Here is a 21,216-nt window from a genome sequence, read left to right as displayed (position 1 = left end):
TCGGATTACGCCTTCGGCTAATCCGACCTACGATGCTCTTGGGGCCTTATATTCGACGGATGATCTTCTCGCCGAACAGGCCTTCCGGGCGCACGAGCAGGAACAGCAGCGCCAGCACATACGGGAACCAGCCTTCGATGCCGCCGCCCACCATGGGGCCGAGGTAGACTTCGGCCAGCTTTTCCGACGCGCCAATGATCAGGCCGCCGACGATGGCGCCCGGCACCGACGTAAAGCCACCGAGGATCAGCACGGGCAGCGCTTTCAGGGCGATGAAGGTGAGGGCGAACTGCACCCCGTTGCGCGCGCCCCACAGCAAGCCGGCCACCATCGCCACCAGGCCCGCCACGCCCCACACCACGGCCCAGATGCGCTGCAGCGGAATGCCGACCGCCAGCGCCGCCTGGTGATCGTCGGCGACGGCGCGCAGGGCGCGGCCCACCTTGGTCTTCGAGAACAGCAAGGCCAGGCAAATCACCAGCAGCGCGCAGATGCCGGCCGCCACCATGTCGAACTGCGAGATGATGATATTGAAATGGTCCATCAGGAAGGGCATCGGCACGTCTTCGATGGGCAGGTCCAGCTTGTGCACCTGCGAGCCCCACATCAGCTGCGCCAGGCCCTCGATGAAAAAGGTCAGGCCGATGGTGGCCATGAAGAGCGTGATTTCGGGCTGGTTGACGAGGGGCCGCAAGACCACCCTTTCAATCGCCATGCCCAGCACGATCATCGTCACCATCGTCAGCGGGATGGCCAGCCACAAGGACAGGCCGAACTTGTCCATGATGCCGACGCAGGTGAGGGCGGCGAAGAACACCATCGCGCCCTGCGCGAAGTTGAATACGCCCGAGGCCTTGTAGATCAGGACGAAACCGATCGCCACCAGCGCATACATGACGCCCGACAGCAGGCCGCCGATCAGCACTTCAAAGAAAAAATTGATATTCATTGTTATTCCTTGTCTAGTGCGCCACGCCGAGATAGGCATTGATCACGTCCTGGTTGCTGCGCACCTCGTCGGGCGTGCCGTCGCCGATCTTCTTGCCGTAGTCGAGCACCACCACGCGGTCGGAGATATCCATCACCACGCCCATGTCGTGCTCGATCAGCACGATGGTCGTGCCCAGCTGGTCGTTGACGTCGAGGATGAAGCGGCACATGTCCTGCTTTTCTTCTACGTTCATGCCGGCCATCGGTTCATCGAGCAGCAAAATTTCCGGTTCGGCCACCAGCGCGCGGCCCAGCTCCACGCGCTTTTGCAAGCCGTAGGGCAGGCGCCCCACGGGCGTCTTGCGGATGGCCTGGATTTCCAGGAAGTCGATGATCTCCTCGGCCTTCTTGCGGTGCTCGATTTCCTCGCGCCGCGCGGGTCCCAAGTACAGGGCCTGCAGCAGGAAATTCGACTTCATTTTGAGGTTGCGCCCCGTCATGATGTTGTCCAGCACCGTCATGCCCTTGAACAGGGCGATGTTCTGGAAGGTGCGCGCGATGCCGGACTTGGCGGCCGCGTAGCAATCCATGCCGCGCCGGTGCTCGCCGCGGTAGATGATCTCGCCCTGCTGTGGGCGGTACACGCCATTGATCACGTTCAGCATCGAGCTTTTACCCGCGCCGTTCGGACCGATGATGGCGCGGATTTCATGCTGCTTCACGTCGAACGAGATGTCGGTCAGCGCTTTCACGCCGCCGAACGACAGCGAGATGTTCTTCAGGTCGAGGATCACGGGGCCCGTCTTGCGGGCCGTGCCGAAATGGGCGTCGGGTTCGTTCATTTGCATCGTGCTGTGCTCCATCATGCGGCCAGGCCCTGGGGCCGGTACGTTTTGCTGTCCCAGATCTGCAGGTTGGCGCTGGTCGAGCCAAGGCGACCATCCTCGAATTTCACCTGGGTCTCGATGTATTGCGTTGCCTTGCCCTCGTACAGGGCGGAGATCAGCACCGCGTATTTTTCGGCGATGAATTTGCGGCGCACCTTGCGCGTGCGCGTCAGTTCGTCGTCGTCCGGATCGAGTTCCTTGTGCAGCACGAGGAAGCGGTGCACCTGCGTGCGGTCCATCAAGGGGTCGGCCGCCAGTTCCGCGTTGACCTGCTCGATGCAGTCGCGGATCAGGCCATAGGTTTCGGCGCGCCCCGCCAGGTCCGTGTAGCCGGAGTAGGCGATGCCGCGCCGCTCGGACCAGTTGCCCACCGCTTCGATGTCGATGTTGATGAAGGCGCACACCTGGTCGCGCGCATGGCCGAAGGCCACCACTTCCTTGATGAAGGGGAAGAACTTGAGCTTGTTCTCGATGTAGTTGGGGGCGAACATGGCGCCGCAATTCATCTTGCCCACGTCGGCCGCGCGGTCGATGATTTTCAAATGGCCTTCGCTGTCGAACACGCCCGCGTCGCCCGTGTGGAAGTAGCCGTCGTTGTCGATCACTTCGGCCGTGGCGTCGGGACGCTTGAAGTAGCCGCTCATGGTGGCGGGCGACTTGACCAGCACTTCGCCATTGGCCGCCAGCCTGACTTCCACGCCTGGCGCCGGCAGTCCGACGCTGTCGAACTTGATATTGCCGTCCGGTTGCAAACACACATAGGCGCAGGTTTCGGTGGAGCCGTACAGCTGCTTGAGGTTGACGCCGATCGAGCGGTAGAAGCGGAACAGGTCGGGGCCGATGGCGGCACCGGCCGTGTAGGCGACGCGCACGCGCGACAGTCCCAGCACGTTTTTCAGGGGGCCGTAGACGAGCAGCTCGCCCAGCTTGTAGCTGAGACGGTCCGTCAGCGAGACTGGTTTGCCGTCCAAAATCTGCGCGCCGCAGCGCTTGGCCACGTCCATGAAATGGCTGAACATGCGGCGCTTGATGCTGCTCGCGTCTTCCATGCGTATCATCACGCTGGTGAGCATGTTTTCGAACACGCGCGGCGGCGCAAAGTAGCAGGTGGGGCCGATTTCGCGCATGTCGATCATCACCGTGTCGCCCGATTCGGGGCAGTTGACGGTAAAGCCGGCCACCATGGCCTGCGCCAGCGAAAACAGGCAGTCGCCGACCCACGCCATGGGCAGGTAGGACAGGATGTCTTCATTGTCGGTGAGCTGGTCGAAGGCGACGCCGCCTTCGCCGGCTGCCAGCAGCGCCGTATGGCTCTGGCACACGCCCTTCGGCTTGCCCGTGGTACCCGAGGTGTACAAGATCACGGCCGAGTCGCTGCCCTGGCCCGCTGCCACGGCGGCGTCGAAAAAGCCCGGGTGTTCGCGGTCGTAGGCGCGGCCCAGCACCTGCAGGGCGGCAAAGGACGTCAGCTCCGGCTGGCGGTAATGGCGCATGCCGCGTTCATCGTCATAGGCGATGTGGGCGACGTGCGGATACAGGGCCTTGAGCTCGAGCAGCTTGTCGACCTGCTCCTGGTCTTCGACGATGGCGTAGCGGATTTCCGCATCCTGCAGCACGTAGGCCATGTCGGCGGCCGGCGCGTCCTGGTACAGCGGCACGGGCACGCCGCCCAGGCTTTGCGCGGCCAGCATGGCCCAGTACAGGCGGGGACGGTTGTCGCCGATGATGGCCAGATTCATGCCGCGCCGGAAGCCGACGGCGGCCAGGCCGCAGGCCAGCGCGCGCACTTCCTCGTTCACCTCGGACCAGGTCCAGGTTTGCCAGATGCCCAGGTGTTTTTCGCGAAATGCGGGCTTGTCGGATCGTACTGTCCCGTGTTGCAATAAGCGCCGCGGAAAAGTCGGCATTGCTGCTGTGGTATGCGTTTGCACCAGTGTCTCCCTGTTGCTTGTCTCAGGCCCCACCTCGTTGGATGGCGCTCTGTGTTTTTTATGTGTAAGGCGTTTGTGCAATGATAGTAGCCTGCGTTAGTTTGCCGAGTTGTCTTTTCGGGGACATTTACCCACTTTTCGATGGTGCATCGCACAATGATCAATCCTGATATCAGCCTCAAGGATGCCGTGCGCGCGGCCCACTGGGCGCAGCTGCTCGACCCCGTGCAAATGGCCCGGGTCGAGGCGGATGTGTTCGAAACCTTCGTGCCGAAAGGCGGCTTTGTCTGCCGCAAGGGCGAGCCGGTGGACAACTGGATCGGCGTCATCAGCGGCATGGTCAAGATGAATAATTTTTCCGCTTCCGGCAAGGCCATGACGTTTACGGGCTTGTCACCGGGCAGCTGGTTTGGCGAAGGTTCGCTGCTCAAGCGCGAGATGCGCAAATACGACACCATCGCCGTGCGCGATACGCGCGTGGCGCGCCTGCCCGCCACCACCTTCCACTGGCTGCTGGAAACGAGCCTGCCATTCACGCGCTTTCTGCTGATGCAGCTCAACGAGCGCCTGGGCCAGTTCATCGGCATGATGGAAAACGAGCGCCTGCTCGACCTGAACACGCGCGTGGCGCGCTGCCTGGCCTCGATGTTCCACTCGCACCTGTACCCGAGCGTGGACACCCTGGTGCAGCTGTCGCAGGAAGAAATCGGCCTGCTGTCCGGTTCCTCGCGCCAGCGCGCCAACCAGGCCTTGCAGGTGCTGGAAAAAAAGGGTTTATTGCGCCTCGATTACGGCGGCATCCGCGTGCTGGACCTGGAAGGCTTGCGCCGCTACGAGGCCGATGATGGAGACTGAGATCTCCAGCCGTGCCGCAGCGCTGCGTGCACGCCTCGAGGGCGCTGCCGTCGACCATGCGCGTTTCGCGGGGCCGCCGGTCGATTTCAGCGACTGGACACCGGAAGAACTGGGCGCCGTCTGGGGTGCGCTGCACCGCGCGGCGGGCTTCGGCCATGACGATTATGCTCGGCGCGAACTGGCGCTGGCGCTATTGGCGCAAGCGAGCAGCATGAACCTGGCACCGGCGCTGGCAGGCGAGATGTTCCTCGATGCGCTGGACGCGGCCCGCGTGCACGACTGGGACTACGCAATCGGCTGCGTGGCTTGCCTGCGCGGCGCGCCACCGGAAGGCAGCGCGCAGCTGGCGCTGCGCATCCTCGATGAACCGAAGCATTGGGGCGAACAGCATTTTGCCGCCTGGCTGCTGGCGCAGCTGGCCGGCGGCGACGCCCTAACCCAGTTCGGGCAGATGATGGATGAGCGTCATGCGCGCTACCCGATGCCCTTGACCTTGCAGGAACTCACCGTGCTGCCGCAGCTGGCGAAAACGTCGCTGCTGGCGCTGGCCGGCTCGCGCTACAGCGGCCACTGGAACCGCGACAGCATCGGCGAGGCCGATCCCGCCGACGTGCTGGCCGACGATGCGGTGTATGTCGATTTTGCGCGCACGATACTGGAGCAGGCGGCGCGCCATATCGCCGCCATCCATGACGGCAGCGTGCCGTATGCTGCCGATGCCGCCTTTGCCACGGCAGATTCTCCGGTGCTGGCGCGCGCCGCGCGGGTGGCGTCCTATCGCGACGATGCCTGGTTCAGGCCCGTGATTACCGTCCTGCTGCCGTTGGCATGCGTGGCGCCTGGCGCGGCCAAAAGCGCGCCGTCGCAATCGCTGGCGATGGCGCTGGGCCATGCGGTGGAAACCATTCCCACGCCCGAAAGCCTGCAAGCCCTGCGCGCGGCGCTGGCCCAGGTGCGCCATGCGGGCATCCGCAAGAAACTGGAACGCAATCTGAAACCGGCCGAACGGGCGCTGGCCGAACGGCCCGATATCGCCTGGAGGATCGGCATGCCGGGTCCCATGGGCAAGCGGCGCCAGACTATGCTGGCGCGCCGCCTGGAAGCGGGCTACGCCAGCGAGGTGTGGTTTGGCCTGGACCAATGGCGTGGCCTGCGCGACGATGCCGATATCGACGCGGTGGCGCGCGCGCTGGTCTGGCGCACGGGCGATGGGCTGGCCTTCATGCTCGACGGGAAGGGCGCCATCGACGCGCAGGGGCAGCCGGTGGATGTGCCGGAGCAAGGCGAGATCGGCCTGTGGCACCCCTTGCATGGCAGCGGGGAAGAGCGCGCCGCCTGGCAAGCGCTGCTCGCGCGGCGGCGCCTGCGCCAGCCGCTGCGCCAGGTTTATCGCGAAATATATGCACCGCCCGGCGACGGCGGCGCCCCATTTGCCGGCTACCAGCTGTCGCTGCCCACCTTGCTGGGACTGGCGCGCCGCGAAGGCTGGCACCTGGACCACGATGAAGGCCTGTCGCGCCAGTTCGGTGCCTGGCGCGTGTCGCTGCGCATCGAGGGACACGTGTATCCGGGGGCGGGCGGCGCCTGCACGTCAAACGGGCTGGCGCCCGCGCAGATGATGCCGATGGCGCCGGTGGCGTATTCGGAAGCGTGCCGCGCGGTGGACCTGCTGGTCAGCGTCAGCGCCTTGGCGCTGGTGGAGGAAGAGCAAAGCGTGGAGCGCGAACAGCGCCTGTTTTACCTGGCCAACCTGGCACCGGGGCCGATGGCGGGCATGCGGCGCGCCGTGCTGGAACAGGTATTCGCGGACCAGATCGAGGATGGCCGGATGACGCTCGAAGCGCGCCACCTGATGGTGGGCCGGCATGCGATCCACCTGACCACCGGCAGGGTCACGAAGGATGGCGCCGAGGCGGTGATCGAGGCGGTAGCGCAGGGGAACAAGCTGGGCGCCGTGCCGTGGCTGCCCTACGACGAGGCGCTGCTGGAAAAAATCGCCGCCGCCGCCGGGGCGCTGCTGGCGTTGCAGCGAGTGCAACCCGGCTGCTAATCGCGGTATCATAGACGCTTCCCAGCACCGCTCCATTTTCGCTCCCATGCAGACACCAGACCAATCCACTCCCGCCTCCCGTTTGTCGCAGCTGCGCGGCGCCATGCGCGCGCAGCACATCGATGCCCTGATCGTGCCATCGGCCGACCCGCATTTGTCCGAGTACCTGCCGGCCCGCTGGCAGGGCCGCGAGTGGCTGTCGGGTTTTACGGGTTCCGTCGGCACCCTGGTGGTGACGCAGGATTTCGCCGGCGTGTGGACCGATGGCCGCTACTGGGAGCAGGCGGAAGACGAACTGGCCGGCAGCGGCATCGTCCTGAAGAAAATCCCGTCCGGCGCCAGCGTGCTGTATATCGACTGGCTGGGCGAGACCATGCGGCCGGGGCAGACGGTGGCCGTCGACGGCGCCGTGCTGGGCCTGGCCAATGCGCGCCTGCTGCAGCAGGCGCTGGGCGCGCAAGTGACCCTGCGCACGGATACCGATGTGCTGCAAGCCGTCTGGCCGGATCGTCCGGCCATGCCCGCCGCGCCGGTGTACGAGCATGCGGCCGCGTATCCAACGCTGTCGCGCATGGAAAAATTGGCGGCCCTGCGTGCCGGCATGGCGGCGCACGGCGCCAGCCACCACGTCATTTCCACCCTCGACGATATCGCGTATTTGTTCAACCTGCGCGGCGCCGACGTCAACTACAACCCCGTCTTCCTCGCCCATGCGCTGGTGAGCCCCGAGCGCGCCACCCTGTTCGTCGCCGACGGCAAGCTGCCAGCGGCCCTGCGCGCCACGCTGGAGAGCGAAGGCGTGGACGTGGCCGCGTATGACCGCGCGGCCGCCGCGCTGGCCGCCCTGCCGGCCGGCGCCACCCTGCTGCTCGATCCGCGCCGCATCACGTTCGGCACGCGCCAGGCCGTGGCCGACGGCGTGCGCGTGGTGGAGTCCATCAACCCGACCACCCTGGCCAAGTCGCGCAAGACGGACGCTGAAGCGGCGCACGTGCGCGCCGCCATGGAGCAGGACGGCGCCGCCCTGTGCGAATTTTTCAGCTGGTTGGACGCCACCCTGGCCGACCCGCAACGCGCGCCATTGACGGAAATCGGTGTCGACGAACACCTGACGGCCGCCCGCGCCCGCCGCGCCGGTTTTGTCAGCCCCAGTTTCGGCACCATCGCCGGCTTCAATGCGCATGGCGCCATCATGCATTACCACGCCCATGCGGGCAGCGAGGCCACCATCGAAGGCGACGGCCTGCTGCTGATCGACTCGGGCGGCCAGTATTGGGGCGGCACCACGGACATCACGCGCGTGGTCCCCGTCGGCACGATCACGGCAGAACACCGGCGCGATTTCACCCTCGTCTTGCGCAGCATGATCGCCCTGTCGCGCGCGCAGTTTCCGCGCGGCGTGAAGTCGCCCATGCTCGACTCGATTGCCCGCGCGCCCCTGTGGGCCGAAGGCATCGACTTTGGCCACGGCACGGGCCATGGCGTGGGTTTCTTCCTGAACGTGCACGAAGGGCCGCAATCGATTTCGCAGTCCGCCATGCCGGAGCCGCAGACGGCGATGGAACCGGGCATGATCACCTCCATCGAGCCGGGGATCTACCGTCCCGGCCAGTGGGGCATCCGCATCGAGAACCTGGTGCTCAACATTCCCGCAGGGACGACGCCCTTCGGCGAATTCCTGCGCTTCGAGACATTGACCCTGTGCCCGATCGACACGCGCTGCGTGGAACGCTCGCTGTTGCGCGACGACGAGGCGGCCTGGCTCAACGACTATCACGCCACCGTGCGTGCGCGCCTGGCGCCGCACCTTGCGGCGCCGGCCGATGCGCCTGCGCTGGCGTGGCTGGAACAGCGCACGGGAGCCATCTGATGCGTTCGACCCGCGCCACGTCCGCCATCGAGCGGCTCAAGGAACGCACCGGCAACCGCCTCTACACGATGGCGCGCACGGGCGATGAACTGTTCTTCCTCACGGAAGGCCCCGGCTTGCCGCCCCTGTGCCCGCCGCTGGAACTCGACGCCTTCGTCGCCTTCGTCAATGGCCTGGGACCGCAAAAGGCGCGCCGCGTCAGCAAGCTCGACGTGGCGTTTGAAAAGCAGCTGACCAAAAAACCCCAGGATTAAATGCCGACCATCGACTTCCTGCGCGCCTACTGGTCGCCGGCCGAGCTGGCGACGAATGGCGTAATCCTGCTGAACCTGCTGGGCGCGCTGCTGCTGGGCTTGCTGGTGGGGTATGAGCGTTCGTATCACGGGCGCGCGGCCGGCATGCGCACCTACAGCCTCGTGTGCATGGCCTCGGCCGCGCTGACCGTGCTGGGCGGCTATCCCGAGTTCTGGTACGGCGGCCATGGCGCCATCGTCGGCAGCGATCCCACGCGCGTCATCCAGGGCATCGTCACGGGCGTGGGTTTTCTGGGCGCCGGCGTCATCATGCGCGAGGGCTTCAATATCAGCGGCCTGACGACGGCCGCCTCGATCTGGGCTTCGTCCGTGATCGGCATCATGGTGGGCATCGGCTTTTATCTGTCGGCCATGGGCCTGGCCTTTCTGTGCGCGATGGCGATGATTTTTCTGTCAAAATTGGAGAACTGGCTGCCGTCGCGCCACGCGGTGGCCATCACCATGCGCTTCAAGCAAGGCTTCATTCCGCGCGAGGATGCGCTGCGGCGCATGGCCGCCAAGCGCGGCTACGACATCGCCGGCGGCTCGCTGACCATCGGCAGCACGGACGGCATGCAGGAATGGCGCTTTGTCGCCATCGCGCATGGCAAGAACACGGGCGCCAGCCTGTCGGCCATGTCGGCCGAACTGGCCGCCTTCGACGGCATCGCCGGCTTCCAGCTGTCGCATGCACGCAACTGAAAAGGATGGACATGGACCCCCAGGCTCAAAAAGTACTCGATTTCTGGTTCCTGCCGCCGGATCACCCCGGCCACGGCCAGGCGCGCATGGAATGGTTCCGCAAGGATGACGGTTTCGATTTGCTGATACGCGCGCGTTTCGGCGCGCTGATCGATGCCGCCATAGCCGGCGGCTTGGGTGAATGGGATGCGACGCCGCACGGCGCGCTGGCGCGCCTCATCGTGCTCGATCAGTTTACGCGCAATGTGTACCGCGGCACGCCGCGCGCCTTTGCCGGCGACGCCTGGGCGCTGGCGCTGGCCGTCGCCATGACGCAGCAGGGGCTGGACCAGCAGCTGCCGCCGATGCTGCGCGCCTTCGTGTATTTACCGTTCGAACACGCGGAAGACCTGGCCATGCAGGCGCGCGCCGTCGAGCTGTTCCAGCGCTTGTCGCAGGCGCAGCCCGGTTTTGACAGCATGCTCGACTACGCCGAGCGCCACCAGGAAGTGATCGCCCGCTTCGGCCGCTTCCCGCACCGCAACGCCATCCTCGGTCGCCCCTCGACCCCGGAAGAAGTGGAATTTTTGCGCCAGCCGGGATCGAGCTTTTAGACAATCATCATGAACGTGACATTGAATATCATCGGCGCCGGCCACGTGGGCAAGGTGCTGGGCCGTCTGTTCGCCGGCGTGGACGGGATTGCGGTGCAGGATGTGCTGACGCGCTCGATGGCGTCGGCGCAGACGGCCGTGGACTTTATCGGCGCCGGCACCCCCGTCGACAGTTATGCGGCCTTGCGCCACGCCGACGTCACCATGCTGGCCGTGTCGGACGACCAGATCGGCCCGGCCTGCGCGGCGCTGGTGGCCGAGGGGCGCCAGGCGGGCGCCATCGTGTTTCACTGCAGCGGTGCGCTGGCCTCGAACGTGCTGCTGGCGGCCACGCAGGCCGGTGCCTTTGTCGCCAGCGCCCACCCGATCCGCAGCTTTGCCGACCCGCAGCAGGTGGCCGCCACCTTCGACGGCACGTTTTGCGGCGTGGAAGGCGACCCGCTGGCGCTGGTTTTCCTCACGCCGGCCTTGATCGCCATCGGCGCGCGCCCCGTGCCCATCGATCCGGCCGCCAAGACCCTGTATCACGCCGCTGCCGTCTTCGCCAGCAATTACCTGGTGACGGTGCTCGACGCGGCCTTGCGCGCCTACCAGGCGGCCGGCATTCCCGAACCGGTGGCGCGCGAACTGGCGCAGCCGCTGGTGACGGAAGCGGTGGCGAACGTGTTTCGCCTGGGGGCCGCGCCCGCGCTGTCCGGCCCCATCGCGCGCGGCGATTCGGCCACCGTGCAACGTCAGCAGCTGGCCGTGCAAAGCTGGGATGCGGCCACGGGCGAGTTGTACCGGGCGCTGGTGGCGCCCACGCAGGACCTGGCCCGGCGCAAGTCTGCGCTTTAAGCGGTGTGCAGGCGGTTGCGGCCCTGCTCCTTGGCCTGGTACAAGGCGCTGTCGGCGCGCGAAAAGAAGGCCGATTCGCTTTCCTCCGGCCGGTACTCGGTCACGCCCAGGCTGATCGTCACGGGGACGCGCGGTTCGGGCAGGCCGAAATCGTGCCGCTCGACGGCCGCGCGCAGGTTTTCCGCCACTTCCGCCGCTTTGGCCAGGCTGCAGTCATTCAGCAGCACCAGGTATTCCTCGCCGCCCCAGCGCGTGATGACGTCGCTTTCGCGCACGGTGGCGCGCGCCACGTCCGCCACGCCACGGATGACCTTGTCGCCCCACAGGTGGCCGTGGGTATCGTTGACGCGCTTGAAGAAATCGATGTCGAAGAGGATGGCCGACATCGGCTGCTCATTGCGTTTGGACAATAACATCGCGCGCTGGAACAGCAATTCCAGCGACTGGCGGTTCAATAGCCCGGTCAGCGCATCCGTCGAGGCGATGCGCTCGATGCGGCGCTGGTAGCGGTTCACCGTCAGCAGGGTCAGCAGCAGTACCAGCAGGGTGACGCCAAAGCTGATGGCCAGGTTGAAGATGAACACGCGCTGCAGCGACTGGACTTCGTCGCTGACGTTTTGTTCGACCACCAGGTACCAGCCCAGTTCGGGAATGAAACGCGAGTTGACGAGGATTTGCGCGCGGCCCAGCTGGTACGACAGATGCGTCGGCTCGCTGCGGTGGTTGATGATCTGCTCGGCAATGGCGTTCACGCCGGGCAGGCTGCGGATGTTGCCGTGCCCGTTGCGCACGCTCTTGCCTGCCAGCACCAGGGAGCCGGCGGCATCGACAAAATAGATGTTGCGGTGGAAGCGCGCCTGGTAGCGGTCGATGATGTGGCTCATGGTGGCCAGGGTCAGGCCGATGCCGGTGGCGCCGATGAACTGGCCATCGTAATCGACCACGCGGTGGTTGATGAAGATGGTCATGCTGTCGCGGTTGGCCATGTCCACGTCGACATTCGTTTCATAGTCGGTCTTGTCCATGGCGCGCACGCGGTAGTACCAGATGTCGCGCGTCGCTTGCGGACTGACGGATTTCAAGGTGCCTTCCGCGTAATAATATTTGCTGCTCTTGTCCGAGACGAGAAAGCTGGTGATGGCGCCGTACTTCTTCTTGACTTCGGCCAGGTAGCGCACGATCTGTTCCGGCTTGTTTTCGCCGGCCAGTATCCAGTCGCGCACGAAGGTGTCGTGCGCCATCAGCGAGGAGATGAAGACGGGGCGCAGCATGTCCTTCTGGATTTCCGAGTAAATATTGTCGCCCGTCAGCGGCAAGGTCTGGTCGGCGATGCCGTGCTCGATGGCCTGGCGCGAAGCCAGGTAGCTGGCCAGGCTGGTGGCCATGAAGCCCGCCCCCAGGATCAGGGTCAGGAGGATGAGCAGGCGGTATTTGATCGACAGAAGACGCATGGAGACGAGGTAGTGGCAGGCGGGAAGGCCATGGTGAGGCAAGCTAAAAGTATGCAGCAGGGCGGATATTGGCGCAATGATAACTGGTTTTATTGACAATTTATGCTGGCGAACGCGACAAGATAACCACGACTTACCAAATAAAAGTGCCGATTTGTCGACAAAGATGCAAATTAGCAATAAGATTTGATGAGGGGAATCATTGCGCATCGCCCCCTGTCTTGCCGCCCGTTTCAGGCGCGGGACATTCCGCGCAGGGAGTGTTGCATGTTATTTTTAAAGAGTACGTCCGTTAGCAAGGCCCCCGGCATCTACGAGGTCGACATCGCCGCCAAGCCGCCAGGCAAGACCTTCGGCATTTTTCTTGCCACCGATCCCGACCATCCGCCGCTGGCCTTGCTGGAGCAATTGAAGGCGCTCGGTTTCGAGAACACCTATAGTTCGCCCTACCTGCACAAGGATTCGGGCAAGGTGCTGGACCTGCATTTCCAGAAGGATGGCACGGATATCTTCAAGGGCTGGAAAACCGAGGAGTGCACGCACAACCTGGCGGCCATCACGGCCCTGTTCGAAGAGCACGGCATTACCATCGCGCCACGGGTGATGTCGATGGCCGAAGCCTACGCGTAATTTATCTCAACCGCTTCAACCCGCCTCCACGCCGATATGATACAGCGCCCACGGGCAGTTGGCGAAGCGCTCGGCCAGGGGCAGGGCCGCCACGGCCGCGATGCGGTCCGCGTCGTGGATCGCCCATAGCGGCCCCAGGCCGCCCAGCGCCATCGGCTGCCCATCGAGGTGGGTGGCGACAATAAAACGCTGTGCGCGCGCCTGCGCCATGGTCAGCGCCGCCGCATAGCCATCCACGGCGCGCAGCAGCAGGCGGACCTCGCCTTCCTCGGGTGCGCCCGCCGCCTTCAAGACATCGACCAGCAGCGGACCGCGCAGCGCATGCGCCTTGCCGTCGTATTCCAGGGTGGGGCGAATCGTGTGTGCCGGCAAGTTCGTCAGCGCCGCAAAGTCGAATGCCCGCGCCCGCTCAAAACTGATTTTCTGCTTGTGCATCATCTGGTCGCGCACGGCGTCGAACGGGCCCCGGTTCGGCTTGTCGACGCTGCCCGTGACGGTCAGCAGGGCAGGACCGCGCAGGCCGGCGGGCGCCGCCCGGCCGATGGCCGGCAGGGTGGCCGCCGCCATGGCGGCGGCGAGAAACTGGCGTTTGTGCATGCACTGCTCCTTCGGACTGAAAATCGTTAATGTACTTAAGTCTAGCTTAAGTTCGTTCAACGGTGCGCATTTTACGGTTATTGTCAGTTTGCAATTTCCGCTTACATCTTGTCACAGTTCTTACGCAATGGAGAAAGACGTAGCTTTTTTCGGCTGTTATTGTGTACTCATCGCACTTCGCTGAACTGCGAATCCAGGCACCATTCACTAATTGAGAGAGAGAACATGATGAAGAAGAAAATCCTGTTTGCAATGATCGCTTCCGTTACTGCACTGACCGGCATGAGCGCCGCGCACGCCGAAGGCGCCTATGTGGGCGCCGGTGTCACGGGCAACCGCTACAACTTCGATATCCCTGGCGCCACTAGCGCCGATAATCACAGCGGCTACAAGGCCGGCGCCAAGATCTTCGCCGGTTACGATTTCGATAAAACCTGGGCGGTCGAGGGCGGCTACGCCGATTTCGGCAGCAAGGATTACAGCTATGTCACCGGCGCCGGCAACGGTTCCGTGAAAAGCGATTCGCACGGTTACTACCTGGCCGGCAAGGCCACCATGCCCGTGAGCGACAAAGTCGGCGTGTTCGGCAAGCTCGGCGTGGCCAAGGTCAAGAACAGCTTGAGCGGCACAGGCCTGTCGACCGGCATCAGCGGCAACGACAAGACGGGCGTGTACGCTTCCGTCGGTGCCCAGTACGCGATCAACGAGAAAGTCTCGCTGACGGCGGAAGTGGAACACTTCGGCAAGAGCGCCGACCAGGGCCGCAAGGCCACCGGTTTGGCACTGGGCGCACGCTACAACTTCTAATTTACTGGAAGTTTGCTGAAAAAAAAGGCAGTTACCGCGAGGTAACTGCCTTTTTGCATTGCCGGACCTAAATTACGTGGTCAAAGGCTTGTAGCGGATACGCTTCGGTTTCGCGCCTTCTTCACCCAGGCGCTTCTTCTTGTCGGCTTCATATTCCTGATAGTTGCCGTCAAAGAAGGTGACCTGCGAATTGCCTTCGAACGCCAGGATGTGCGTGGCGATACGGTCGAGGAACCAGCGATCATGGGAAATGACCATGACGCTGCCGGCAAATTCCAGCAGGGCGTCTTCCAGCGCGCGCAAGGTTTCCACGTCCAGATCGTTCGACGGTTCATCGAGCAGCAGGACGTTGCCGCCCATCAGCAGGGTTTTCGCCAGGTGCAGACGGCCACGTTCACCGCCGGACAGGTTGCCCACTTGCTTTTGCTGGTCCGAGCCCTTGAAGTTGAAGCGGCCCAGGTAGGCGCGCGACGGCATTTCGAAGCGGCCGACCGTCAGCATGTCGGCGCCGCCGGAGACGTCTTCGAACACGGATTTGTTGTCAGCGAGACTGTCGCGGTTCTGGTCGACGATGGACACGCGCGCCGTCTGGCCAATGGCCACTTCGCCGCTGTCCGGTGTTTCCTTGCCGGTGATCATCTTGAACAGGGTCGACTTACCGGCGCCGTTGGGGCCGATGATGCCGACGATGGCGCCTGGCGGCACGGTAAAGCTCAGGTTATCGATCAGCAAACGGTCGCCGAACGCTTTCGACACGTTCTTGAACTCGATGACTTCATTGCCCAGGCGCTCTGCCACGGGAATGAAGATTTCCTGCGTTTCGTTGCGCTTCTGGTATTCGTGCTCGGACAGCTCGTTGAAGCGGGCCAGACGGGCTTTCGACTTGGCCTGGCGCGCTTTCGGGTTCTGGCGCGACCATTCCAATTCCTTCTGCAGCGCTTTCTGGCGCGCCGATTCCGTCGCTTCTTCCTGCTTCAGGCGGGCTTGCTTCTGGTCCAGCCAGGTCGAGTAGTTGCCCTTCCATGGAATGCCGTGGCCGCGGTCCAGCTCCAGGATCCACTCGGCCGCGTTGTCGAGGAAGTAGCGGTCATGGGTGATGGCTACCACGGTGCCGGGGAAGCGCAGCAGGAATTGTTCCAGCCAGTCGACCGATTCCGCATCCAGATGGTTGGTCGGCTCGTCGAGCAGCAGCATGTCCGGTTTCGACAGCAGCAGCTTGCACAGCGCCACGCGGCGCTTTTCACCGCCGGACAGCACGCCGATGGTGGCGTCCCACGGCGGCAGGCGCAGCGCGTCGGCGGCCATTTCCAGCTGCAGATTCAGATTGCCGCCGTCGGAGGTCGAGATGATCGCTTCCAGGCGTGCCTGTTCCGTGGCCAGGGCGTCGAAATCGGCGTCTTCCTCGGCATATGCGGCGTACACGGCTTCCAGCTTGGCTTGCGCTTCAAACACTTCGCCCAGGCCCGACTCGACTTCCTGGCGCACGGTTTTTGCCGGGTCCAGCTGCGGTTCCTGCGGCAGGTAGCCGATGTTCAGGCCCGGCATCGGCACGGCTTCGCCCTGGATGTCGGTGTCGATGCCTGCCATGATTTTCAGCAGGGTCGATTTGCCGGAGCCGTTCAGGCCCAGCACGCCGATCTTCGCGCCTGGGAAGAAGGAGAGGGAAATATCTTTCAGAATCTGGCGCTTGGGCGGGACGATTTTGCCCACGCGATTCATGGTGTAGACGTAATTTGCCATTAGAAATCTCGGGTGATATACAAAGACGGACAGGATACGGTAAACGCCCGCTTCCGGCCAGCGCTGCGCGCTGCCGGAACGGACCGATCAGGCGGCCAGGCGCGCGCGGCGGCTACTCCACAGGCCTTCGGCCGCATACAGGCCCAGCGCCGTCCAGATGACGAGGAAGCCCAGCATGCGTTCGGGCGTGAACGATTCGTGGAAGACCCATACGCCGATCAGGAGCTGGCCCGTGGGGGCGATGTATTGCAATAGCCCCAGCACGGCCAGCGGCAGGCGGCGCGCGCCGGCGGCGAACAGCAGCAGGGGAATGGCCGTGATGGGGCCGGACGCCAGCAGCAGCGCGCGCGTGGCGGTGGAATCCGTATTGACGAAGCCGCTCTGGCCATGCCAGGCCAGCCACAGCATGTAGGCCAGCGCCAGGGGAAATAAAATCAGGGTTTCGAACGACAAGCCTTCCAGCGCGCCCAGCGCGGCCGTCTTGCGCAGCAAGCCATAGCCGCCGAAGGTGGCGGCCAGCAGCAGGGCGATCCACGGTACTTGCCCCGCCTGCCAAGTGAGCCAGGCGACACCGCAGGCGGCCAGGCCGATGGCCAGCCACTGCAGGCGGCGCAGGCGTTCGTGCAGCAGCAAAAAGCCCAGCATGACATTGATCAGGGGCGTAATGAAGTAGCCGAGGCTGGCGTCGACCACGTGGCCGTTGTTGACGGCCCAGATATAGATGAACCAGTTGGCGGACAGCAAGAACGCACTGGCGACGAAGCTGGCCACGACCTGCGGCTGGCCTTTCAGGGCGCCCAGCCAGCTCCACTGGCGGCGCACGGTCAGCACGATGCCTAGAAACAACAGCGACCAGACCATGCGGTGCGCCAGGATTTCCTGTGGTGCAATCTCGCCGATGGCGTGGAAATACAGGGGAAACAGGCCCCAGCACAGGAAGGCGAGGGAGGCGTACAACATGCCTGGATTCATGATGGGCTTCGCTGGAGAGTAGACAGTCTGTCATTATGGCTGAAAACATCGGGGGCTGCCCGGCGCCGCTGGCGAAGCGTAGAATGGCAACAAATCAATGGCCGCAAGCCCGCGCAGCAAGGCGGAGCGGCACAAAACCACGACTTTGGGGCAGCTGCGGAACCATGCAAAAATACTCTTGCTATTTGCTAATACCTATCATATTGTGCGATGCAACAAAACAAAAACGGGTGCAATCTTGACGTCGGAACACAAAAAAAGCGGCCTGGTCGGCTTGACGCTGGCGGCCGTCGGCATCGTTTACGGCGATATCGGCACCAGTCCGCTGTACACCCTGAAGACGGTCTTCGATCCTGCCCACGGCCTGGCGGTCACGCATAACAACCTGCTGGGCATCGTCTCGCTGATCTTCTGGGGCCTGACCCTGATCGTCTCGCTCAAGTACGTGACCCTGGTGCTGCGCGCCGACAACCGCGGCGAGGGCGGCATCATGGCCCTGATGGCGCTGGTGCTGTCGTCCGTCAGCAAGTCGTCGCGCTGGCATGTACCGCTGATGGTGATCGGCGTCTTTGGCGCCACCCTGTTCTATGGCGACAGCGTGATCACGCCAGCCATTTCCGTGCTGTCGGCCATCGAGGGCCTGGAAGTGGCCACGCCCGCCTTCAGTCCCTATGTGGTGTGGCTGACGATCGTGGTGCTGGTGGCCCTGTATTCGGTGCAGTCGCACGGCACGGCCGGTATCGGCCGCTTCTTCGCTCCCATCATGCTGATCTGGTTTGTCGCGCTGGCCTGCATGGGCGTGGTCAACATCATCAAGTCGCCGGGCATTCTGGCCGCCATCAATCCGCTGCATGCGGTGGCCTTCCTGCTGGATAATGGCCGCATCGCCTTCCTGTCGCTGGGCGCTGTGGTGCTGGCGCTGACGGGCGCCGAGGCGCTGTATGCCGACATGGGCCACTTCGGCAAGAAGCCGATCCGCATGGCCTGGTTTCTGATCGCCTTCCCCGCGCTGGCGCTGAATTACCTGGGCCAGGGCGGGCTGCTGCTGGCGCATCCGGAAGCCATTTCCAATCCGTTCTACCAGCAGCTGGGCGCGTGGAGCGTGTATCCGCTGGTGATCCTGTCGACGATGGCCACCGTCATCGCTTCGCAGGCCACCATTTCCGGCACTTTCTCGATGACCAAGCAAGCGATCGCGCTGGGCTTTTTGCCGCGCATGCGCGTGCGCCACACGTCGGAAAGCGAAATCGGGCAGATCTACATCCCCGCCGTCAACTGGCTGCAGCTGGCCGTGGTGCTGATGGCCGTCGTCGGTTTCGGTTCGTCTGAAAAGCTGGCCGCCGCCTACGGCATCGCGGTCACGGCCACCATGCTGGCGACCACGATCCTGACCTTCTTCGTCATCCGCTACCGCTGGAAGATGAATTTGCTGCTGTGCTGGGCTGCCACGGGCTTCTTCCTGATCATCGATGTGAACTTGTTCGCCGCCAGCTCCCTGAAACTGTTCCATGGCGGCTGGTTCCCGCTGCTGCTGGGCGCCATCCTGTTCATCATCATGCTGACCTGGAAACGGGGCCGCCAGTTGGTATTCCAGAATCTGGAAAAGCATGCGATTCCGCTCAACGAATTCCTCTCGTCGCTGTTCATCGCGCCGCCGATGCGCGTGCCCGGCACGGCCATCTTCCTGCGCGGCGAAACGGATGGCGTGCCGCATGCGTTGCTGCATAACTTGCTGCACAACAAGGTGTTGCATGAGCGCGTCATTTTCCTCACCGTCTTCATGCATGAAGAGCCGTGGGTGGCGCCATCGGAGCGCGTGCGCGTGGTGGAACTGGGCCACCAGTGCTACCAGGTCAACGTGCATTACGGCTTCAAGGATGAACCGGACATTCCGGCTGCGCTGGCGCAGTGCGCCGAGCAGGGACTGGACTTCGAGATGATGGAAACGTCGTTCTTCATTGCGCGCCAGACCATCATTTCGACGCCGGGCGCCGGCATGATGCCGTGGCGCGAGCACCTGTTCGTCACCATGTCGCGCAATGCGCGCACGGCGGCCGACTACTATCAGATCCCGAGCAACCGGGTGATCGAACTGGGCACGCAGGTGGAAATCTAGACGCGACAGTGCGGCGGAATGGTTTTTGTGACAATGTTGTATTGTTGCGCAATCTTCCGCCGTGCTTACGTCTGCTTACAAATTGGCTGCGCGACTCCTGTTAAACTGCTGCTCGCACTGGTCCGCACCGTACGGGCTGAGCCACACACCAATATTTAAAGGGAAACCATGAAATCGGTATTTCAAATGATCGCCACCCTCGTTTGCGCCGTGGCCCTGACCGCTTGCGGTGCCGCTGCCAACACCGAGAAACCGGTCGTGCTCGACCCGAATACGCAAGTGAAAGAACTGACCATTACCGATACGGTGACCGGCACCGGCACGGCGGCGGCAGCGGGCGACACCTTGCTGGTGACTTACACGGGCTGGCTGTATGACGCAAGCAAGCCGGGCAACAAGGGCGTGCAGTTCGATGCGAGCCCGGCAGGCAGCGGTTTTACTTTCCCTCTGGGTGTCGGCCGGGTCATCCTGGGCTGGGACCGCGGCCTGGTCGGCATGCAGGTCGGCGGCACGCGCACCCTGGCCATTCCGTATGACCTCGGTTATGGCAAGGCCGGCAGCGCGCCGAAGATTCCTGGCTACGCCGGCTTGCTGTTCGAGATCAAGCTGGTGAGCGTGACGAAAAAGTAAGCACGCGCAGCGCACATGAAAAGGGCGATTCCACGGAATCGCCCTTTTTGCTTTGGCGGCCCGGTTTAAGCGGGCGCCAGCTCCTGGAAGTAATACGTGGCGCCGCCCAGCTTGGCCGGCGCGTCATATTGCAGCACTTGCGTGCGGCGCAGCGCCACGGGGGCGCTGAAGGCGGGGCCGTCGTAGACGAAGGTGTGGAATTCGCCGTTTTCGCCGCAGGCATCGACGTCGGGCGGCAGGTCGGCCAAAAAGGCGGCGTCGAACTCGCGCCCGCAAAATGCGCGCGGCAAGTGCTGGCCATTGATGCACACGACGATAGCCTTGAAGCCGGCGGCGAGAAATTCGTCGACCAGCGCGCGCCGCGCTTCGCCCCACAGGGGCAGCTGCGCCGTCAGGCCGGCGACCGCGCAGACTTTTTCTTCCCAGTCGCGGTGCGGCTGCAGGTCGATGTCGCCGAAGATGGCGTGCTCGATGCCCTCGGCCTTGGCCGCGCGCAGCGTGGCGACGAACTGTTCTTCATAGCTGGCCCAGCTGGCGTGATAGCGCTGCAGGCGCGCGCCCAGGCTGGCCGCCTGCGCTTCGAGCAACTCCGGCGGCACGCCGTGCGAGCGCGACTTGCGGCCATCTTCATCCATGGCCGTGATCAACAGCGGCACGTCCATGCCGGCGTTGCGCGCGCGCCACAGGGCCAGGCAGGAATCCTTGCCGCCGCTCCAGGAAATCAAGGCCGTCGTCATGCCGCTGGCTCCGCGCGCAGCATGTCGACGTGCTGTATGCCGTCTTCATCGTAGGGCGCGCTGACGGTGACAAAGCCGAACGATTGATAAAAGCGTTCCAGATAGTGCTGCGCGCCGATGCGGATGGCGTGGCCCGGATGCTGGCGCTCGGCCCGCGCGATGCCCTCAAGCAACAACTGCTTGCCGGCGCCGCTGCTGCGCGCCTCGGGCGCCGTCAGCACGCGGCCCAGCGACATTTCCACATACTTGGCGCCCGGCGCCAGCACGCGCAGGTAGGTGGCCAGCCGGCGCTGGCCATCGACCGTTTGCCAGCCCAGCAAGTGCATCGCCTGCTGGTCATGGCCGTCCAGGTCCGGATAAATGCACTGCTGTTCGATGACGAACACGCGCTGGCGCAAGGCCAGCACCTGGTACAAATCGTGGGGGCCGAGTTCGTCGAACGTGTTCCATTGCCAGCTGATCATGGTTCATCCTTGATTGAGAGTGGCCGTGATTTTACCGGCTTCGGAGCCCGGATGTTGACTCGCTGGCGCACAAGAGCAGTGTGGTGTTACGTGCCACTAGCGAATTGCAAGCTTTTTCCTACGC

General features: G+C 63.9%; 20 protein-coding genes. 11 read left to right on the top strand and 9 right to left on the bottom strand.

Features of this window, described 5'->3' with window-relative positions; translation table 11 throughout:
- Positions 1-46 precede the first annotated feature (46 nt).
- The 3 genes from IGS60_RS10860 to IGS60_RS10850 are packed head-to-tail and all read right to left on the bottom strand — an operon-like array spanning position 47 to position 3,724.
- On the bottom strand, positions 47-943 hold the full coding sequence (locus tag IGS60_RS10860; protein WP_230504509.1) for a branched-chain amino acid ABC transporter permease: 897 nt from the start codon (positions 941-943) through the stop codon (positions 47-49).
- Between the two features lie 19 nt (positions 944-962).
- Positions 963-1,778 (bottom strand): ABC transporter ATP-binding protein, encoded by an 816-nt coding sequence (locus IGS60_RS10855; RefSeq protein ID WP_230504278.1) that lies wholly within the window; start codon positions 1,776-1,778, stop codon positions 963-965.
- A 14-nt stretch (positions 1,779-1,792) separates the two neighbouring features.
- Positions 1,793-3,724, bottom strand: coding sequence for an AMP-binding protein (locus IGS60_RS10850; protein WP_230504276.1), 1,932 nt, complete (start codon positions 3,722-3,724; stop codon positions 1,793-1,795).
- 180 nt (positions 3,725-3,904) lie between these two features.
- Here IGS60_RS10850 and IGS60_RS10845 point away from each other — a divergent pair, with 180 nt between their 5' ends.
- The 7 genes from IGS60_RS10845 to IGS60_RS10815 are packed head-to-tail and all read left to right on the top strand — an operon-like array spanning position 3,905 to position 10,948.
- The gene (locus IGS60_RS10845) at positions 3,905-4,603 is read left to right on the top strand and encodes a Crp/Fnr family transcriptional regulator (protein ID WP_070289386.1); all 699 of its coding nucleotides are present in this window, start codon (positions 3,905-3,907) and stop codon (positions 4,601-4,603) included.
- A complete protein-coding gene (locus tag IGS60_RS10840; protein WP_230504274.1) occupies positions 4,590-6,653 on the top strand; it encodes a DUF4132 domain-containing protein in 2,064 nt (687 codons plus the stop codon). Before IGS60_RS10845 ends, IGS60_RS10840 begins: the two co-directional genes overlap by 14 nt.
- A gap of 46 nt (positions 6,654-6,699) precedes the next feature.
- The gene (locus IGS60_RS10835) at positions 6,700-8,523 is read left to right on the top strand and encodes an aminopeptidase P family protein (protein WP_230504272.1); all 1,824 of its coding nucleotides are present in this window, start codon (positions 6,700-6,702) and stop codon (positions 8,521-8,523) included.
- On the top strand, positions 8,523-8,777 hold the full coding sequence (locus IGS60_RS10830) for a hypothetical protein (protein ID WP_046681889.1): 255 nt from the start codon (positions 8,523-8,525) through the stop codon (positions 8,775-8,777). The genes IGS60_RS10835 and IGS60_RS10830 overlap by 1 nt, the downstream gene beginning before the upstream one ends.
- On the top strand, positions 8,778-9,518 hold the full coding sequence (locus IGS60_RS10825) for an MgtC/SapB family protein (protein WP_070313099.1): 741 nt from the start codon (positions 8,778-8,780) through the stop codon (positions 9,516-9,518).
- Between the two features lie 5 nt (positions 9,519-9,523).
- Positions 9,524-10,111, top strand: a complete 588-nt coding sequence (locus tag IGS60_RS10820) for a DUF924 family protein (protein ID WP_230504270.1) — start codon at positions 9,524-9,526, stop codon at positions 10,109-10,111.
- A gap of 9 nt (positions 10,112-10,120) precedes the next feature.
- Positions 10,121-10,948, top strand: coding sequence for a Rossmann-like and DUF2520 domain-containing protein (locus IGS60_RS10815; protein WP_070289392.1), 828 nt, complete (start codon positions 10,121-10,123; stop codon positions 10,946-10,948).
- On the opposite strand, the gene IGS60_RS10810 is transcribed toward IGS60_RS10815, so the two are convergent.
- Positions 10,945-12,441: a sensor domain-containing diguanylate cyclase gene (locus IGS60_RS10810; RefSeq protein WP_230504268.1), complete on the bottom strand. Its 1,497-nt coding sequence runs from the start codon at positions 12,439-12,441 to the stop codon at positions 10,945-10,947. The two genes, IGS60_RS10815 and IGS60_RS10810, sit on opposite strands and share 4 nt — an antisense overlap.
- 225 nt (positions 12,442-12,666) lie before the next feature.
- Between IGS60_RS10810 and IGS60_RS10805 the strand changes: the two genes are divergently transcribed.
- Positions 12,667-13,029 carry a hypothetical protein gene (locus IGS60_RS10805; protein WP_070218980.1) on the top strand — a complete coding sequence of 121 codons (363 nt, stop codon included), beginning with the start codon at positions 12,667-12,669 and terminating at the stop codon, positions 13,027-13,029.
- A gap of 15 nt (positions 13,030-13,044) precedes the next feature.
- Here IGS60_RS10805 and IGS60_RS10800 read toward each other — a convergent pair whose 3' ends face one another.
- Entirely contained in the window at positions 13,045-13,626 is a 582-nt protein-coding gene (locus tag IGS60_RS10800; RefSeq protein WP_230504265.1) for a molybdopterin-dependent oxidoreductase, read from the bottom strand.
- A gap of 225 nt (positions 13,627-13,851) precedes the next feature.
- On the opposite strand from IGS60_RS10800, the gene IGS60_RS10795 reads away from it, so the two are divergent.
- Entirely contained in the window at positions 13,852-14,433 is a 582-nt protein-coding gene (locus tag IGS60_RS10795; protein WP_070218982.1) for a porin family protein, read from the top strand.
- 72 nt (positions 14,434-14,505) lie between these two features.
- Here IGS60_RS10795 and ettA read toward each other — a convergent pair whose 3' ends face one another.
- Both ettA and rarD read right to left on the bottom strand, forming a co-directional pair.
- The gene (ettA, locus tag IGS60_RS10790; RefSeq protein WP_034752850.1) at positions 14,506-16,173 is read right to left on the bottom strand and encodes an energy-dependent translational throttle protein EttA; all 1,668 of its coding nucleotides are present in this window, start codon (positions 16,171-16,173) and stop codon (positions 14,506-14,508) included.
- Between the two features lie 87 nt (positions 16,174-16,260).
- Complete coding sequence (rarD, locus tag IGS60_RS10785; protein ID WP_070218983.1) at positions 16,261-17,145, bottom strand: EamA family transporter RarD; 885 nt, start codon at positions 17,143-17,145, stop codon at positions 16,261-16,263.
- 238 nt (positions 17,146-17,383) lie between these two features.
- On the opposite strand from rarD, the gene IGS60_RS10780 reads away from it, so the two are divergent.
- Positions 17,384-19,261: a potassium transporter Kup gene (locus tag IGS60_RS10780; protein WP_230504263.1), complete on the top strand. Its 1,878-nt coding sequence runs from the start codon at positions 17,384-17,386 to the stop codon at positions 19,259-19,261.
- A 168-nt stretch (positions 19,262-19,429) separates the two neighbouring features.
- On the top strand, positions 19,430-19,891 hold the full coding sequence (locus IGS60_RS10775) for an FKBP-type peptidyl-prolyl cis-trans isomerase (protein ID WP_230504262.1): 462 nt from the start codon (positions 19,430-19,432) through the stop codon (positions 19,889-19,891).
- Positions 19,892-19,956: 65 nt separating this feature from the next.
- Here IGS60_RS10775 and IGS60_RS10770 read toward each other — a convergent pair whose 3' ends face one another.
- Positions 19,957-20,628: a diphthine--ammonia ligase gene (locus IGS60_RS10770; RefSeq protein WP_230504260.1), complete on the bottom strand. Its 672-nt coding sequence runs from the start codon at positions 20,626-20,628 to the stop codon at positions 19,957-19,959.
- On the bottom strand, positions 20,625-21,092 hold the full coding sequence (locus IGS60_RS10765) for a GNAT family N-acetyltransferase (protein WP_230504258.1): 468 nt from the start codon (positions 21,090-21,092) through the stop codon (positions 20,625-20,627). Before IGS60_RS10765 ends, IGS60_RS10770 begins: the two co-directional genes overlap by 4 nt.
- Between the last annotated feature and the right edge of the window lie 124 nt (positions 21,093-21,216).

The sequence above is a fragment of the Janthinobacterium sp. FW305-128 genome, assembly GCF_020858135.1.
Classification (GTDB): domain Bacteria; phylum Pseudomonadota; class Gammaproteobacteria; order Burkholderiales; family Burkholderiaceae_D; genus Janthinobacterium.
Note: the sequence above shows the minus strand (reverse complement) of the source record. Positions and strands in the feature narration are given on the sequence as shown.